We start from the raw sequence: 14,947 nt of genomic DNA on the forward strand, positions 1-14,947 counted from the left end.
GGGGGCCACCGAGGTTGCTACCGGCCCAGCGCGGCGCCGCCGTTGATGTGCAGGATCTGCCCGGTGAGGTAACCGGCCTCGGGCGCTGCCACATAGCGGATCGCGGCGGCGATCTCGCTGGGCACCCCGCCCCGACCGGTCAGTGTCTGCGCCACTCGGGAGGCGATGAACTCCGGGTTGACGCGGCCTCCGAAGAACTCGGTGTCCGCCACGAAGCCCGGGGCCACGGCGTTGACGGTGATGCCGTCCGCGCCGAGCCGCTGGGCCAGTTCAAAGGTGTACGTGTTGACCGCGGCTTTGGCGCCGCCGTACGACCCGGGCCCGCGAAGCGCCGCGATCGAGGACAGATGGACGATACGGCCGCCCGGCGCAGGTGCGGAACCAGTCCCTCGGTGAGCAGCACCGCGGTCAGCACGTTGGCGGCGAAGTTGCGCAGATAGCCGTCGGCGACGGATTCCAGGGTGCCGTCGTGGGCGGGTGCCGCGTTTCCGCCCGCACTGGTGACAAGTACGTCCACCGGCTCGGGGTCGGCGGTGATGAACTCCACCGCGTCACGGACCTGTTGCGGCACACTGAGGTCGGCAGTCGTCCAGGTCACGGCGGACTCACCGTATCTGGCGTTGAGTTCGTCGGCGGCCTTGCGCAGCACCGCCTCTCGACGAAGGCCTCGGCGGCGGCCAGGCCGATCCCCGTTCCGCCGCCGGACACCACTACGCGTCGCTGATCCACGACCCACCCCGTCCTCGTATGTGAACCCCGGTCATGTCGAAGAACAAGACGCTAGGGTGCGCATGATCTCGAAGTCAAGGCTCCGGCCCGGGGGTGCCGGACCCCCTCAGACCTTGCGGTAGTCGTACGCCTCGGCGGCCGCCGCCTCCACCGCGTCCAGGTCACCACCCGCCGAAGCCGTGACCAGGGCCGCCACCGCTCCCTCCACGAACGGCGCATCCACCAGCCGGGTGCCTTCCGGGAGTTCGTCGCCCTCGGCCAGCAGCGCCTTGACCGTAAGCACCGCACTGCCGAGATCGACGAGCACCGCGACCCCCGCGCCACGGTCGACCGCGGCGGCCGCCGCGACGATCAGCTCCGAGCTGGTGCCGAGTCCGCCGTCAGGAGTGCCTCCCGCGGCCGCGACCGGCGCGGTCGTCGACCCGCCGGTGAGCCCGGTGGCCAGTTCGGCGACGGCGGCGGCGACAGGTGCGCTGTGCGACACCAGCACGATTCCCACGAGCCGGCTCATGCGGCCACCTCCGCGAGTGCCTGGAGCAGCAGGGCCGACGACGTCGCCCCGGGATCCTGGTGCCCGATACTGCGTTCGCCCAGATAACTGGCACGGCCCTTTCGGGCCCTCAGCGGCACGGTCCCCTGCGCTCCGGCGTCGGCCGCGGTGGCGGCTGCCGCAAAGGACTCGGACAGCGCTTCGGCGCCGGGCAGGAGCGCGTCGAGCATCGTCTTGTCACCGGCCGCGGCCCCGCCGAGCCGGCCCACGGCGGCGACCCCGCCGGCCAGGGCTTCGGCCAGCTGCTCCCGGCTGACCTCGGCCGTGTCCCCGAGCGCCTTGCCGGTGGTGCGCAGCAGCGTTCCGTAGAGCGGCCCCGAAGCACCGCCCACCGTGGAGATCAACTGTCGTCCGGCGAGAACGAGCACCGCCCCCGGCGTGTCGGGCGCGTCCTTCTCCAGCGCGGCCGTCACGGCGGCGAACCCGCGCCGCAGGTTGCTGCCGTGATCGGCGTCGCCGATGGCCGAATCCAGTTCGGTCAGCCGATTCGCCTCTCTGTCGACGGTCCCGGCCGTCGTGGTCATCCAGCGACGGAAGAATTCGGCGTCGAGCACAGGGCCTCCCTGATGAGTCGGGCGGGGAACGAGTCGGTGACCGGCGGCGAGTCAGCAACCCCAGCGGAGAGCCGGGGTCTTCACCGGCGCGTCCCACAACCGCAGCAGTTCCTCGTCGACCTGGCAGAGCGTCACCGAGCAGCCTGCCATGTCGAGCGACGTCACGTAGTTCCCCACGAGGGTACGAGCGACCGCCACGCCACGCTCGGACAGCACCCGCTGAACCTCGGCGTTGAAACCGTACAACTCCAGCAGCGGAGTCGCACCCATGCCGTTCACCAGGGCGAGCACCGGCCCGGTCGGCCGCAGGTCCTCCAGCACGGCGTCCACCGCGAAGTCGGCGATCTCCCGCGACGTCATCATGGCCCGTCGCTCCCGCCCCGGCTCACCGTGAATACCGACGCCCAACTCGAGTTCCCCGGAGGGCAGATCGAAGGTGGGGCTGCCCTTGGCCGGGGTCGTGCAGGCGGCCAGCGCGACGCCGAAGGACCGGGCGCCCTCATTCACCTGCCGGGCGATGGCCTCCACCCGCTCCAGCGGCGCGCCCTCCTCGGCCGCCGCCCCCGCCAGCTTCTCCACGAAGAGCGTCGCGCCGGTCCCGCGCCGGCCCGCCGTGTACAGGCTGTCGGTCACCGCCACGTCGTCATTGACCAGCACCTTGGCGATCCGCACCCCCTCGTCCTCGGCGAGCTCGGCTGCCATCTCGAAGTTCAGCACATCGCCCGTGTAGTTCTTGACGATGAACAGCACCCCCTCGCCGCTGTCGACGGCGGCCGCCGCGCGCACCATCTGGTCGGGCACCGGAGAGGTGAACACCTCGCCCGGACAGGCAGCGGCGAGCATGCCGGGCCCGACGAAACCACCGTGCAGCGGTTCGTGCCCCGAACCCCCGCCGGACACCAGGCCCACCTTTCCCGCCACCGGCGCGTCACGTCGCACCACCACCCGGTTGTCCACATCGACGGCGAGGTCGGGGTGGGCAGCGGCCATGCCGCGCAGGGCGTCCGCGACCACGGTTTCCGGGACGTTGATGAGCATGCGCATGGTTACTCCCTTGAGAGGGCGGTCAGCTCCCGAGCTAGATTTTCGCAGCTCAGGAGAGATGCGGCCAGTTCTTGATCGTGGCGGTCGGGGATCGGAGGTTCCGGTGTCCGACAGCACCAGTATCCTGCGAACGTTCCGGAGTCGTCCGGAAGATGCCTCCGACGGATTCCCGCGCCGCCGACTGCCACCAGCTCAGTCGAGCCCAATCCGTGCGGCCGCCGCGGCCCAGGCCCGCTCGTCACCGCCGGGCCGGTAACGGCGCAGCGGTTGGGTATCGGCCACCAGAGCCCGCAGGGCGCTATGGTCGCCCACCAGGCCGTGTGCGCGTGCCTGGACGAGAACGTTTCCGAGTGCCGTCGCCTCCGCGGGGCCCGCGACCACGGGCAACCCGGTGGCGTCGGCGGTGAGCCGGCAGAGCAGGTCGTTGCGACTCCCGCCGCCGACCAGATGCACGGTCCGGATGTCCCGGTCGGCGAGCTCGGCGGCCCTGCGCAGGGTGGAGCGGTGGGCCAGCGCCAGGCTCTCCAGGATGCAGCGGACCATGGCGCTCTGATCGGCGGGCACCCCCTGACCGGTTCGCGCGCAGTAATCGGCTATCCGGGCCGGCATGTCACCGGGAGCGAGGAAGCCGGGGTCGTCCGGGTCGATCAGCGCGGCGAACGGGCGCGAGCGAGCCGCTTGCGCGAGCAGGGGCGCCGGATCGGCGGGCAGACCGTCCGCCGCCCAGGTGCGCAGGCATTCGGAGAGGAGCCACATCCCCATGATGTTCCGGAGGAATCTGAAGGTGCCGTCGATGCCCCGCTCATTGGTGAAGTTCGCCGCCCTGGACGCCTCGGTGATCACCGGCCCATCGAGCTCCAGCCCGGCCAGCGACCACGTGCCGCAGGAGATGTACGCGAAGCCGGGGCCGGTGGCCGGGACCGCGGCGACCGCGGAGGCCGTGTCGTGCGAAGCCACCACGGTGACCGGCGTACTCGGCGGAAGACCGGTGCGGGCCGCCACCTCCGACCGCAGGGTGCCGGCGGTGTCCCCGGCGTGGCGGATCGGCGGGAGCAGCCCGCGGTCGATGCCCAGCCGCTCCACGACGGTGCTGGACCAGGTGCCCGCGCGGGCATCGAACAGCGCGGTGGTGGAGGCGTTGGTGGCCTCCGCACCGATACTCCCGGTGAGCCAGTGGATGAGCAGATCGGGAATCAGCAGCAGCGTCTTCGCGGCCGCGAGTGAGGCGCTGCCGTTCGCGGCCGCCAGCTGGAAGACGGTGTTGAACGGCAGATGCTGAAGTCCGGTGATCCGGTACAGCTCCTCGGCCGGCAGGGCCGCCCCGAGCCGGTCGACAACGCCCGCCGTGCGGGTGTCGCGGTAGTGAAACGGATTGCCCAGCAACTCGCCGGCCGCGTCGAGCAGACCGTAGTCCACCGCCCAGCTGTCGATACCGATGGTCGCGATCGCGCCCGCTCGGGCCGCCTCACCCAGGCCGTCGAGGACCCCCTGATAGAGGCTGAGTACGTCCCAGTGCAGGCCGCCGGGGAGACGCACCGGTCTGTTGGGGAATCGGTGGAGCTCGCTCAGCTCCAAGTGGGCGGGCCCCACCCGGCCGACCATCACCCGCCCGCTGGTGGCACCCAGATCGGCGGCGGCGAAGGCGGACGGGACGGTGGAGGACGGCGTGCGGGACACGAGACCACCCTTCGGCGGTGCGGGCGGGTCGGACGGGGGCGGCGGAGGAACCGGGGAGTCGTGCGGGTTCAGCGCAGGAAAGCGGCGGCGACGCCGGCATCGACCGGGATGTGCAACCCGGTGGTGTGGGTGAGATCGCCTCCGGTCAGCGCGAAGACCGCGTTGGCGACATGCTCCGGCAGCACCTCACGCTTGAGCAGCGTGCGCTGGGCATAGAACTCGCCCAGCTTCTCCTCCTCGACGCCATAGACGGCGGCGCGCTGTGCTCCCCAGCCCGCGGCGAAGATGCCGGAGCCGCGTACCACCCCGTCCGGGTTGACCCCGTTGACCCGGATGCCGTGCTCGCCCAACTCGGCTGCCAACAGCCTGACCTGGTGCGCCTGGTCCGCCTTGGTAGCGGAGTAGGCGATGTTGTTGGGCCCCGCGAACACCGCGTTCTTCGACGCGATGTAGACGATGTCCCCGCCCATGCCCTGTTCGGTCATGACCCGGGCGGCCTCGCGGGAGACCAGGAAGGAACCGCGGGCCATGATGTCGTGCTGCAGGTCCCAGTCGTGGGCGCTGGTCTCGAGCAGTGGCTTCGAGATGGAGATCCCCGCGTTGTTGACCACCAGATCCACGCCGCCGAAGGCGAGTACGGCCTGCCGGAACGCGCCGGCGATCTGCTCCTCGTCGGCCACATCCACGGTGACCGCGACCGCACGGTCCGGCCCGCCGAGTTCCTCGGCGACCTCGGCGGCGCGCTCGCCGTGCAGATCGGCGACGACCACACAGGCGCCCTCGGTCACCAGCCGGTGCGCGATCGCCTTGCCGATGCCCGAGCCGGCACCGGTGACCAGGGCGACCCGGGCCGAAAGTGGCTTGGGGGCGGGCATCCGGCGCAGCTTCGCTTCCTCGAGATTCCAGTACTCGATACGGAACTTCTCCGACTCCTCGATCGGCGCGTAGCGGGAGACGGCTTCGGCGCCACGCATCACGTTCACGGCGTTGAGGTAGAACTCGCCGGCGACCCGGGCGGTCTGCTTGTCCTTGCCGAAGGAGAACATGCCCACCCCGGGTACCAGCACGACGGCCGGGTCGGCGCCGCGCATCGGGGGCGAGCCGGGCACCGCGTGCCGCTCGTAGTACGCGGCGTACCCGCCCCGGTACTCCCCATGGAGCTGCCGGAGGCGGGCGGCTGCCTCGGCGACCGGGACGGACGCCGGCAGGTCAAGCACCATCGGCCGCACCTTGGTGCGCAGGAAGTGGTCGGGGCAGGAGGTGCCGAGTGCGGCGAGCCGGGGGTGTTCGGCCCGCGCGAGGAAGTCCAGCACCGGCGGTGCGTCGGTGAAGTGGCCGACCTGGGCGTGGTCCGTCGACGCCAGACCTCGCAGCAGCGGTGCGAGCTCTGCTGCCCGGGTCCGTCGCTCCGCTTCGGGCAGAGCCGCGTAGCCGTCGAGCACCGGGCCGAAGGGCTCGGGCTTGCCACGCTCGGTCAGGAAGCGTTCGGCGTCCCGGATGATGCGCAGTGAATTGTGCTCGCACTCCTCGGAGGTAGCGCCCCACGCGGTGATGCCGTGGCCGCCGAGGACGCAGCCGATCGCCTGCGGATTGGCCTCCTTGACCGCGGCGATGTCGAGGCCCAGCTGAAAGCCGGGACGCCGCCAGGGAACCCAGACGACCAGATCGCCGAAGCATTCCTCGGTCAGTGCCGCACCGTCGGCGGCGCAGGCCAGGGCGATCCCGGAGTCGGGGTGCAGATGATCGACGTGCGCAGCGTCCACCAGTCCGTGCATGGCGGTGTCGATGGAAGGAGCGGCGCCGCCCCGCCCATGCAGACAGAAGTCGAACGCGGCGACCATCTCGTCTTCTCGGGCCACACCCGGGTAGACGCCGGCCAGCGCTCGGAGGCGGTCAAGCCGGAGCACGGCCAGGCCGGAAGCGGCGAGCGTGCCCAGATCGCCGCCGGAGCCCTTCACCCACATCAGTTCGATGTTGCCGCCGCTCACCGGGTCGGGGGCCGTGCCCTTGGCCGAGGTGTTGCCGCCCGCGTAATTCGTGTTGCGCGGATCGGCGCCCAGACGGTGGGAGCGCGCGAGCAGGGCCGCGGCCGCAGAGGAGAGCGTCATGACGTGGGTTCCCTCAGTCAATGAATCGATTCACCCGGAAGGTAGGACGCCACCATCCGACCTGTCAAGAGATCGGCGCCCGAGGTGGGGAAGGGTCTGAATCATTTCAGTGCACTCGAGAGCCGGCCTCGAGAGATGTGGTCCCGGCCGACCCGCCGCTCCGTTGGTTACGACTCATTGATAAGCCTATTGTTAGTACTTATGGATGGTGACATGGCCGGTGACGACGTGGCCGACGACAACGGGGCCGCTGACAACGTGACGGATGACGACGCAGCCCGGACCGGAGCGGCGATCCGGCTGGCGGTGGCTCGCATCGCGCGAAGACTGCGCCAGACCCACAGCGTGGGCGACGTAACTCTCTCCGAGGTGTCCGTACTGGCCCGGCTGAGCCGCGACGGCGCGGATTCGCCCGGCTCGCTCGCCGAACTCGAGCGGGTCCGGCCGCAGGCCATGGCCACCACTCTTGCCGCTCTCGAGCAGCGTGGCCTGGTGCGCCGCGCTCCGGACGCCGCCGACGGCCGGCGCGCGGTCATGACGGTCACCGACGCCGGCCGCAAGGTACTGATCGACCGCCGGTCCGAGTCCGTCCAGCGCCTGACCGATGTGCTGGACGAGGAGTTCACGCCCGTCGAGCGGCGTGAATTGCTGGCCGTTCTGCCCCTGCTCGACCGGCTCGCGGAGCGGCTGTGATGGCCACCCGGGCGCAGACCGAGGGCCCCGTGGGGGACCGCTACAAATGGGTCGCGCTCTCCAACACCACCCTCGGCGTGCTGATCGCGACCATCGACGGCTCCATCGTCATCATCTCGCTGCCGGCCATCTTCCGCGGTATCGGCCTCGATCCGCTCGCCCCCGGGAACATCGGCTATCTGCTCTGGATGATCCTGGGCTACCTGCTGGTCTCCGCGGTCCTGGTGGTGGCGCTGGGCCGTCTCGGTGACATGTTCGGGCGGGTCCGGATGTACAACATGGGCTTCGCCATCTTCGCCGGTGCCTCACTCGCCCTGTCCCTCGACCCGTTCAGGGGCTCCGCCGGTGCTCTGTGGCTGATCGGCTTCAGAGTGGTGCAGGCGGTCGGCGGGTCCATGCTGACCGCCAACTCCGCCGCCATCCTCACCGATGCCTTCCCCGCCAGACAGCGCGGTATGGCTCTCGGCATCAATCAGATCACCGCGCTGGCAGGCCAGTTCCTCGGGCTGCTGGCAGGCGGGCTGCTCGCCGCCATCGACTGGCGGGCGGTGTTCTGGGTCAGCGTCCCGATCGGAGCGATCGGCACCTTCTGGTCGTACCGCAGCCTGCGGGAGACCGGCTCCCGCAAACCGGGCCGGATCGACTGGGTCGGCAACACCACCTTCGCTGTCGGCGCCGGCGTCCTGCTGGCCGCCATCACCTACGGCATCCAGCCCTACGGCGGCCACCCGACCGGGTGGACCAGCCCCTGGGTCCTGGGCGGCCTCGGCGCCGGGGTACTGCTGCTCACTGCGTTCTGCGTGGTCGAGACCCGCATCGCGGAACCGATGTTCCACCTCGGACTCTTCCGTATCCGCGCCTTCGCCGCTGGCAATCTCGCAGCGCTGCTCACCGCGATCGCCCGCGGCGGACTTCAGTTCATGCTGATCATCTGGCTGCAGGGCATCTGGCTGCCGTTGCGCGGTTACGACTTCGAACGCACACCGCTCTGGGCGGGCATCTTCATGCTGCCGCTGACCGTGGGCTTCCTCATCGCCGGGCCGCTTTCCGGCTTCCTCTCCGACCGCTACGGGGCCCGGCTGTTCTCCACCGCGGGGCTGGTTCTGGTGGCCGCGGCATTCGTCGGCCTCCTGGCCCTGCCGGTGAACTTCTCCTATCCGGAATTCGCCGCGCTGCTCATGCTCAGCGGCTTCGGCCAGGGGATGTTCTCGGCGCCCAACACCTCGTCGATCATGGGGAGCGTGCCGCCGGAACAGCGCGGAGTGGCGTCGGGGATGCGCTCCACGTTCCAGAACTCGGGCACGGCTCTGTCGATCGGCCTGTCGTTCTCCCTGATGATCTCCGGACTCGCCGGTTCGCTGCCCCACGCCCTGAACAGTGGGCTGCAGGCCCAGGGGGTGCCCGCCGCAACAGCGGCGGAGGTGTCCGGGCTGCCCCCGGTGAGTACCTTGTTCGCCACATTCCTCGGGAAGAACCCGATCGGCCACCTGCTCGGCCCCAGCGGTGTGCTGGACAGACTTCCGGCGCACCGCGTGCAGACGCTGACGGGAACCCGGTTCTTCTCCGAACTGGTCTCCGGGCCCTTTCACCACGGCCTTGGGACCGTCTTCGGGGTGGCCACCGTGATGGCCCTGGTGGCCGCGCTCGCCTCGGTGCTGCGCGGCCGCCACCACAAAGCCGGGCCGACCGGCCCGGGCGGTTCGGACAACTCAGGGAAAGGACAGCCGTCATGGCGAAAAGCGCCCTCCTCGTGATGGATGTACAGCAGGGCATCGTCGACCGGCTCAACGAGGACACCGACTATCTGCCACGACTGGCCGGAGCGGTCGACGCGGCCCGGGCGGCAGGCGTGCCGGTGATCCATGTGGTCATCGGTTTCCGCGCCGGGCATCCGGAGGTCAGTTCCCGCAACAAGAGCTTCGAAAGGCTGGCCGGCGGCGCCGCGGGCGGAGGCTTCGCCGAGGGTGATCCGGACGCCCGCATCCATCCCTCGGTGGCGCCCGGGCCGGGCGACATCGTGGTGACCAAGAAGCGGGTCAGCGCATTCGCCGGAAGCGACCTCGACATGGTGCTCAGAGCCGGGGGAGTGGACACCCTGGTGCTCGCCGGCATTGCCACCAGCGGCGTGGTGCTGTCCACCGTGCGGCAGGCGGCGGACCTGGATTTCGCTCTCGTGGTGCTGGCGGACGGTTGTCTTGACGCCGATCCCGAGGTGCACCGGGTGCTGACCGAGAAGGTGTTCACGCGCCAGGCGGACGTCATCGGTGTGGATGACTGGATCGGAACCCTGCGCAAATGATCCCCGGAGCCGGCCGAGGGTCAGCGGCCCTCGCCCGGCGCCTCCGGTGGCAACCACCCCGTGCCTCTGCCGCCTAGGGACAGATGCTCCACCACATCGGCCAGTTCTTCGCAGGCTCGCTCCAGCCTGCGGCGGATGTTCTTGTGCTCGGTGACGATCGCGGACAGCAGCAGCGAGGTCAGCGCCACAGAGCCGTTCAGCGTCGTGAGGTTGATCATGACCTCGAGGAGCGTGAGATGGGCGAAAGCCCCTACGCGGTCGGTCGCTGCCACCACCGCAAGCACGGCCACCAGCAGTGCGCACGGTGCGCTGCCGGCCAGCTCGAAACGCAAAGCAGCCCAGATGAGCAGGGGAAAGACCAGGAAGAGCATGGCCAGATGACTTCTGGTGGCCAGCGGGGAGACGACCAGGGCGGCGACTGCCAGCGCTCCGGCTTCGACCGATCGGCCGGTGAGTTGTGGCAGCCGCGCTCTGCTCAGCACGAGCAGCAGGGGCGTCACGACGAGCACGCCCATGGTGTCCCCCGCCCACCAGGCGAACCAGACCAGCCAGAAACCGCTGCGCGGAAGCTTGTCGTCCGCCAGCAGCACCACCGAGCCCACGGTCGAGCTGACCAGCATGCCGGGAAGCGCGCCCAGGAAGACCAGCGCCAGGCCGTCGCGGAGCCTGTCGAGCTGGATGCGGAAGTCGGCCCTGCGTAGCAGATAGCAAGCGCCCAGCGGGGCGAGTGTGTTGCCCAGCGCGATCACGATACCGTCACCGCTGAAGGAGTCTCCGGTCGCGGCTGTCACGAACAGGGCGCCGAGTGCGATGCCGGGCCAGACGCGCAGTCCCCAGCACAGCAGCGCGGCGAGTGCCACGCCGGTGGGCGGCCACAGCGGTGTGACCATGGAGCCGTGGACCGTCACCTGCCGCTCCAGACCGAGCTGCCCCGACACGTAGTAGGCGGCGGCGACGGCCAGCACCCGCAGAGCGGTTGCGGTCCGTCTTCTGGCTGCCTCGCTGCGGATCACGGAGCCCATCAGACACCGGGTCCGGAGCTGCGGCCGCCTATGACACGCGCACCCGGGAGCAGCGGTCAGGCCGGCCCGGGTGCCGCGTCATGGCGCAGGACGAGCACGGCGGCGTCGTCCTGGTGCCCGGTGCGCCGGGCCGCCCGGATGACGTCGTCGGCCAGCTCGTCCGCAGTGGCTTGCGGGAGGGCGGCTACTTGCTCGCGCACCTGTTCCAGCCCGGCGTCGATCGGGAAGGAGGGGCCCTCGACGACTCCGTCGGTGATGAGCACGACGGCCCCGGCCGTCGTCAGCCTCCGCCGGGTGACCGGGTAGTGCTGCTTGGCCAGGATGCCGAGCGGCACGCCGCCCTCGTCCTCGGTAACACCGGAGTGGCCCTCGGCCGACGACCACACGGCGGGCACATGGCCGGCGCGAGCGCTGTGAAGTTCCCAGGTACAGGGATCGAAGCGCAGGAACGTGCATGTCGCGAAGAGATTGGAATCCACCGAGAGCAGCAGGTCATTCGTCCGGCCCATGACCTCGCCCGGATCCGCCGCGGTGCTGGCGGCGGCCCGCATGCCGATACGGATCTGCCCCATGAAGGCCGCTGCCTCGACGTCGTGCCCCTGGACGTCCCCGATGGCGAAACCGAGCGAGCCGTCCGGGAGCACGAAACCGTCGTACCAGTCGCCGCCGATGTCCAGGCCACTGCGGGCGGGGGTGTAGCGGGCGGCGGTCTGCAGGCCCGGGAGTGCGGGGAGGGTGGCCGGGAGCATCTCGCGCTGCAGCGCCTCGGCCAGTTCCACCCGGGCCTGGTGCAGTTCCACCTCTTTCCGCGCCCGGGCGGTGAGGTGCTGGAGGGTGGTGAGCAGCTCGTCGGCGGTCGCTGAACGAGATGGACGACGCCGGTTCATGGGCCGCTCCGCGGTACGTTCGTTCCCGGACCGCGACGCAGCGCTCGTCGTCACGAGGCAGATGCGGTGTCCGTCGGCCGAGCCCGCACCCGACGGTGACCACGGCCTGCGCTCTGCGGGTCGTCCCCTGCATCATATTTCCCGACCGAGGATCCCGCAGACCCGAATGCCGCGAAAGGGTCGTATGTGCCCCGGTGAGGAATCAACGGATGAGCCGACGGGGTGCTCGCGCCTCCGGCCGTGTAGCGTCTCACTCAGCTGTCGTGGTTCCGAAGTACCTCTCGCCCGTGCGTACATGCACGGGCGGGTTTGCTGTTCGGCGTCTCCGAGGACCAGGGCGATCACCTCCGGCTCCCGCGCGGTGCGGGAACCGACTTCGAGTCCCCTTGGAGGGCACAAGCATGGCCAGTGGCACCGTTAAGTGGTTCAACGCGGAAAAGGGCTTTGGCTTCATCGAGCAGGATGGTGGGGGCCCGGACGTCTTCGCCCACTACTCCAACATCAACGCCCAGGGCTTCCGTGAGCTGCAGGAGGGCCAGAAGGTGAACTTCGACATCACGCAGGGCCAGAAGGGCCCGCAGGCGGAGAACATCGTCCCCGCCTGATCCAGGCGTTCGTGCCCGTCCCCGGTCTGCCCGGGGACGGGCACTGCCGTATCCGCCTGCCTGGCGCCATCCGGTCCTGGAACGACCCGTGACGCCATGGCTGCTCGGGTGCGCTCCGCAGCCGAGAAAACCTGTTTGCACGGATGATCTTGAGGGTACCCGCAGCGTGTCGTTGCGGCGCCAACGGAGTCGTCGCAGGCAGGAGGGAACCGATGAGCGCCACCGGAGAGTCCGCACACCCCACCGTCACCACGGAAGTGCCTGCCCGTCTCGACCGGCTGCCGTGGTCCCGCTGGCACTGGATGATCGTCATCGGCCTCGGGACCGTCTGGATCCTGGACGGTCTGGAAGTCACGGTCGTCGGCAATATCGCCAGCCGCCTCTCGGAGCACGGCAGCGGGCTCGCCATCACTGACGCGCAGGTCACCGGCCTCGCGGCCGCCCTCTACGTGGCCGGTGCTTGCTCCGGAGCCCTGTTCTTCGGCTGGCTCACCGACCGCTTCGGCCGCAAGAAACTCTTTCTGATCACCCTGGCGGTCTACCTCGCGGCGACCGCGATGACGGCGCTGTCCTTCTCCGTGTGGTGGTTCTTCATCTTCCGGTTCCTTACCGGCTTCGGTATCGGTGGTGAGTATGCCGCCATCAATTCCGCCATCGATGAACTGATCCCCAGCAAGTACCGGGGCAGGGTCGACCTGATCATCAACGGCAGTTACTGGCTGGGCGCGATGGGCGGCGCCCTGCTCTCCGTCGTGGCGCTCAATACCGACATCTTCCCGAAGAACATCGGCTGGCGGCTCACCTTCGCGCTCGGTGTGGTGCTGGGTCTGGTCATCCTGCTGGTCCGCAGGCATGTACCCGAGAGCCCGCGCTGGATGTTCATCCATGAACGCTCCGAGGGTGCCGAGAAGATCGTTTCCGATGTCGAGCGAGAGGTCGAGGCGGAGACGGGCGAGCGACTGCCCGCACCGGGGAAGGCCATCACCATCGAGCAGCGCAAGAGCGTCGGCTTCGCCGAGATCGCCGGCGCGCTCTTCCGCTCCTACCCGAAGCGCGCCACACTGGGATTCTCACTCTTCATCGGGCAGGCCTTCCTCTACAACGCCATCACCTTCGGATTCAGCTCGATCCTGGTCAACTTCTTCGATGTGTCCAGTGGTTCGACCGGATACTTCTTCGCCGTCATGGCGATCGGCAACTTCCTCGGTCCGCTGCTGCTCGGCCGGCTCTTCGACACCGTGGGCCGGAGGAAGATGATCTCCGGCACGTACATCCTCTCCGGCCTGCTGCTCTTCGCTACCGCCTGGCTCTTCGACCAGGGCCATCTCAATGCGACCACCATGACGGCGTGCTGGTGCGTCGTGCTCTTCTTCGCCTCGGCCGGTGCCAGTTCGGCCTATCTGACGGTGAGCGAGATCTTCCCGATGGAGACCCGGGCGCTCGCGATCGCCTTCTTCTACGCCATCGGCACGGCGGCGGGCGGTATCACCGGCCCGCTGGTCTTCTCCAGCCTCACATCGAGCGGTGTGGTGGGGGACGCCGTCCTGGCGTTCTCCATCGGGGCCGCGCTGATGGTCGCCGCCGGAGTCGTCGCCCTGTTCTTCGCCGTCGATGCGGAAGGCAGGTCGCTGGAGGACATCGCGAGCCCGCTCTCCGCCCGGGCGGCGAAGGCGGATGGCACCACCGGATCGCCGAGCGCTCCGGCTGTATGACTCCGAGGAGGCGCTGGCATGAGTGACGACGACGCACTGCGGACCTACCGCGACAAGCGGCATTTCGACACCACTTCGGAGCCGCGCGGCGAGAACGGTGCCGGCGCGGATGAGCTCTCCTTCGTGGTACAGATCCACGACGCGCGCCGGATGCACTTCGACTTCCGGCTGGAGGTGGACGGTGTACTGAAGTCCTGGGCGGTGCCCAAGGGGCCCTCCACCGATCCCCGGGACAAGCGGCTCGCCGTACCGACCGAGGACCATCCGCTGGAGTATCGCGAGTTCGAGGGCGTCATCCCCCAGGGTGAGTACGGCGGTGGCACCGTCATCGTCTGGGACGAAGGAACCTATCGCTCCCTCAGCCACGACCGCCGGGGCCGGCCGGTGCCGTTCGGGGAGTCCCTGGAGCGTGGGCACGCGACGTTCCGCCTGCATGGGACGAAGCTCCAGGGCGAATACGCACTCACCCGCTTCCATGGCGGCGGAGGTGACGGAAGCGGTGAGCCCGAGGCCTGGCTGTTGATCAAGGCGAGGGGGAAGAAGGAGAAGAACGGGAAGAAGACCCAGGACACCGAGCAGCGCGGCGGGAAGAGCGCAACACATGGTTCGCCGGACCCCTGGCGGGCGCGCTCGGTCCGTAGCGGACGCACGCTGCAACAAGTCGTCGACAGCGCCGCCGACAGCAGCCGAAACGAGGAGGTCCGATGATCCGAGCAGCCGACATCCGCGAGTGGCGGAACCGCGACGTGGTGGACGCCGAGGGACGCAAGATCGGGCCGCTGGAGGCGGTCTACGTCGACACCAGAACCGACGAACCAGCCGTCGTCACTGTCCTGATCGGTCTGCCGACCCGCCGTCGGCTGACGTTCGTGCCGCTGACCGACGCCATTCTGGGCCCGGACTACGTCAAGGTCGGTTATCTCCGGGATCAGGTGAAGAGCGCACCCTCGATGGGCACCGATGACGTGCTGCCCGCCGAGGAGGAGAAGGCGGTCTTCGCCCACTACGACCTGCCCTACCAGCCAGGTGCCAACGGCGAACGGCAACTCGCCCGCCCCTGATCCGCT

14 protein-coding genes and 1 pseudogene are annotated in these 14,947 nt (G+C 69.5%); 7 read left to right on the forward strand and 8 right to left on the reverse strand.

Annotated features, from left to right (window positions below; genetic code table 11):
* Positions 1 to 17: 17 nt before the first annotated feature.
* The 6 genes and pseudogenes from AB0M87_RS13475 to AB0M87_RS13500 all read right to left on the reverse strand — a co-directional run bounded on the left by AB0M87_RS13475 (position 18) and on the right by AB0M87_RS13500 (position 6,662).
* Positions 18 to 729, reverse strand: a pseudogene (locus AB0M87_RS13475) (SDR family oxidoreductase).
* A 106-nt stretch (positions 730 to 835) separates the two neighbouring features.
* On the reverse strand, positions 836 to 1,240 hold the full coding sequence (locus tag AB0M87_RS13480; RefSeq protein ID WP_365852171.1) for a PTS fructose transporter subunit IIA: 405 nt from the start codon (positions 1,238 to 1,240) through the stop codon (positions 836 to 838).
* Complete coding sequence (gene dhaL, locus AB0M87_RS13485) at positions 1,237 to 1,833, reverse strand: dihydroxyacetone kinase subunit DhaL (RefSeq protein WP_365852173.1); 597 nt, start codon at positions 1,831 to 1,833, stop codon at positions 1,237 to 1,239. Before dhaL ends, AB0M87_RS13480 begins: the two co-directional genes overlap by 4 nt.
* A gap of 51 nt (positions 1,834 to 1,884) precedes the next feature.
* The gene (dhaK, locus tag AB0M87_RS13490) at positions 1,885 to 2,877 is read right to left on the reverse strand and encodes a dihydroxyacetone kinase subunit DhaK (RefSeq protein WP_365852175.1); all 993 of its coding nucleotides are present in this window, start codon (positions 2,875 to 2,877) and stop codon (positions 1,885 to 1,887) included.
* A 192-nt stretch (positions 2,878 to 3,069) separates the two neighbouring features.
* On the reverse strand, positions 3,070 to 4,479 hold the full coding sequence (locus AB0M87_RS13495; RefSeq protein ID WP_365852675.1) for a rhamnulokinase family protein: 1,410 nt from the start codon (positions 4,477 to 4,479) through the stop codon (positions 3,070 to 3,072).
* Positions 4,480 to 4,622: 143 nt separating this feature from the next.
* Positions 4,623 to 6,662, reverse strand: coding sequence for a bifunctional aldolase/short-chain dehydrogenase (locus AB0M87_RS13500; RefSeq protein ID WP_365852178.1), 2,040 nt, complete (start codon positions 6,660 to 6,662; stop codon positions 4,623 to 4,625).
* A gap of 213 nt (positions 6,663 to 6,875) precedes the next feature.
* Between AB0M87_RS13500 and AB0M87_RS13505 the strand changes: the two genes are divergently transcribed.
* The 3 genes from AB0M87_RS13505 to AB0M87_RS13515 are packed head-to-tail and all read left to right on the forward strand — an operon-like array spanning position 6,876 to position 9,654.
* On the forward strand, positions 6,876 to 7,355 hold the full coding sequence (locus tag AB0M87_RS13505) for a MarR family transcriptional regulator (RefSeq protein ID WP_365852180.1): 480 nt from the start codon (positions 6,876 to 6,878) through the stop codon (positions 7,353 to 7,355).
* Positions 7,355 to 9,109 (forward strand): MFS transporter, encoded by a 1,755-nt coding sequence (locus AB0M87_RS13510; protein WP_365852182.1) that lies wholly within the window; start codon positions 7,355 to 7,357, stop codon positions 9,107 to 9,109. The genes AB0M87_RS13505 and AB0M87_RS13510 overlap by 1 nt, the downstream gene beginning before the upstream one ends.
* Positions 9,085 to 9,654, forward strand: coding sequence for an isochorismatase family cysteine hydrolase (locus AB0M87_RS13515; protein ID WP_365852184.1), 570 nt, complete (start codon positions 9,085 to 9,087; stop codon positions 9,652 to 9,654). Before AB0M87_RS13510 ends, AB0M87_RS13515 begins: the two co-directional genes overlap by 25 nt.
* A gap of 20 nt (positions 9,655 to 9,674) precedes the next feature.
* Here AB0M87_RS13515 and AB0M87_RS13520 read toward each other — a convergent pair whose 3' ends face one another.
* Complete coding sequence (locus AB0M87_RS13520; RefSeq protein WP_365852186.1) at positions 9,675 to 10,667, reverse strand: MASE1 domain-containing protein; 993 nt, start codon at positions 10,665 to 10,667, stop codon at positions 9,675 to 9,677.
* Between the two features lie 65 nt (positions 10,668 to 10,732).
* Positions 10,733 to 11,563 carry a PP2C family protein-serine/threonine phosphatase gene (locus tag AB0M87_RS13525; protein WP_365852188.1) on the reverse strand — a complete coding sequence of 277 codons (831 nt, stop codon included), beginning with the start codon at positions 11,561 to 11,563 and terminating at the stop codon, positions 10,733 to 10,735.
* 401 nt (positions 11,564 to 11,964) lie between these two features.
* Here AB0M87_RS13525 and AB0M87_RS13530 point away from each other — a divergent pair, with 401 nt between their 5' ends.
* From AB0M87_RS13530 to AB0M87_RS13545, 4 genes are all read left to right on the forward strand, one after another.
* The gene (locus tag AB0M87_RS13530; RefSeq protein WP_164262258.1) at positions 11,965 to 12,168 is read left to right on the forward strand and encodes a cold-shock protein; all 204 of its coding nucleotides are present in this window, start codon (positions 11,965 to 11,967) and stop codon (positions 12,166 to 12,168) included.
* A 212-nt stretch (positions 12,169 to 12,380) separates the two neighbouring features.
* A complete protein-coding gene (locus tag AB0M87_RS13535; RefSeq protein ID WP_365852191.1) occupies positions 12,381 to 13,880 on the forward strand; it encodes an MFS transporter in 1,500 nt (499 codons plus the stop codon).
* Between the two features lie 18 nt (positions 13,881 to 13,898).
* Positions 13,899 to 14,588 carry a DNA polymerase ligase N-terminal domain-containing protein gene (locus tag AB0M87_RS13540; RefSeq protein WP_365852193.1) on the forward strand — a complete coding sequence of 230 codons (690 nt, stop codon included), beginning with the start codon at positions 13,899 to 13,901 and terminating at the stop codon, positions 14,586 to 14,588.
* Positions 14,585 to 14,941 (forward strand): PRC-barrel domain-containing protein, encoded by a 357-nt coding sequence (locus AB0M87_RS13545; RefSeq protein ID WP_365852195.1) that lies wholly within the window; start codon positions 14,585 to 14,587, stop codon positions 14,939 to 14,941. The genes AB0M87_RS13540 and AB0M87_RS13545 overlap by 4 nt, the downstream gene beginning before the upstream one ends.
* The last annotated feature ends 6 nt before the right edge of the window (positions 14,942 to 14,947 follow it).

Origin of the sequence: Streptomyces sp. NPDC051320 (assembly GCF_040682175.1) — a bacterium.
Classification (GTDB): domain Bacteria; phylum Actinomycetota; class Actinomycetes; order Streptomycetales; family Streptomycetaceae; genus Streptomyces.

Bases quoted from the DNA above. Each gene is read 5' to 3' on its own strand.
- AB0M87_RS13510 (WP_365852182.1), top strand. From the start codon at position 7,355: ATGGCCACCCGGGCGCAGACCGAGGGCCCCGTGGGGGACCGCTACAAA.
- AB0M87_RS13530 (WP_164262258.1), top strand. From the start codon at position 11,965: ATGGCCAGTGGCACCGTTAAGTGGTTCAACGCGGAAAAGGGCTTTGGC.
- AB0M87_RS13545 (WP_365852195.1), top strand. From the start codon at position 14,585: ATGATCCGAGCAGCCGACATCCGCGAGTGGCGGAACCGCGACGTGGTG.
- AB0M87_RS13515 (WP_365852184.1), top strand. From the start codon at position 9,085: ATGGCGAAAAGCGCCCTCCTCGTGATGGATGTACAGCAGGGCATCGTC.
- AB0M87_RS13505 (WP_365852180.1), top strand. From the start codon at position 6,876: ATGGCCGGTGACGACGTGGCCGACGACAACGGGGCCGCTGACAACGTG.
- AB0M87_RS13480 (WP_365852171.1), bottom strand. From the start codon at position 1,240: ATGAGCCGGCTCGTGGGAATCGTGCTGGTGTCGCACAGCGCACCTGTC.
- AB0M87_RS13535 (WP_365852191.1), top strand. From the start codon at position 12,381: ATGAGCGCCACCGGAGAGTCCGCACACCCCACCGTCACCACGGAAGTG.
- AB0M87_RS13500 (WP_365852178.1), bottom strand. From the start codon at position 6,662: ATGACGCTCTCCTCTGCGGCCGCGGCCCTGCTCGCGCGCTCCCACCGT.
- AB0M87_RS13495 (WP_365852675.1), bottom strand. From the start codon at position 4,479: ATGGTCGGCCGGGTGGGGCCCGCCCACTTGGAGCTGAGCGAGCTCCAC.
- AB0M87_RS13525 (WP_365852188.1), bottom strand. From the start codon at position 11,563: ATGAACCGGCGTCGTCCATCTCGTTCAGCGACCGCCGACGAGCTGCTC.
- dhaK (WP_365852175.1), bottom strand. From the start codon at position 2,877: ATGCGCATGCTCATCAACGTCCCGGAAACCGTGGTCGCGGACGCCCTG.
- AB0M87_RS13540 (WP_365852193.1), top strand. From the start codon at position 13,899: ATGAGTGACGACGACGCACTGCGGACCTACCGCGACAAGCGGCATTTC.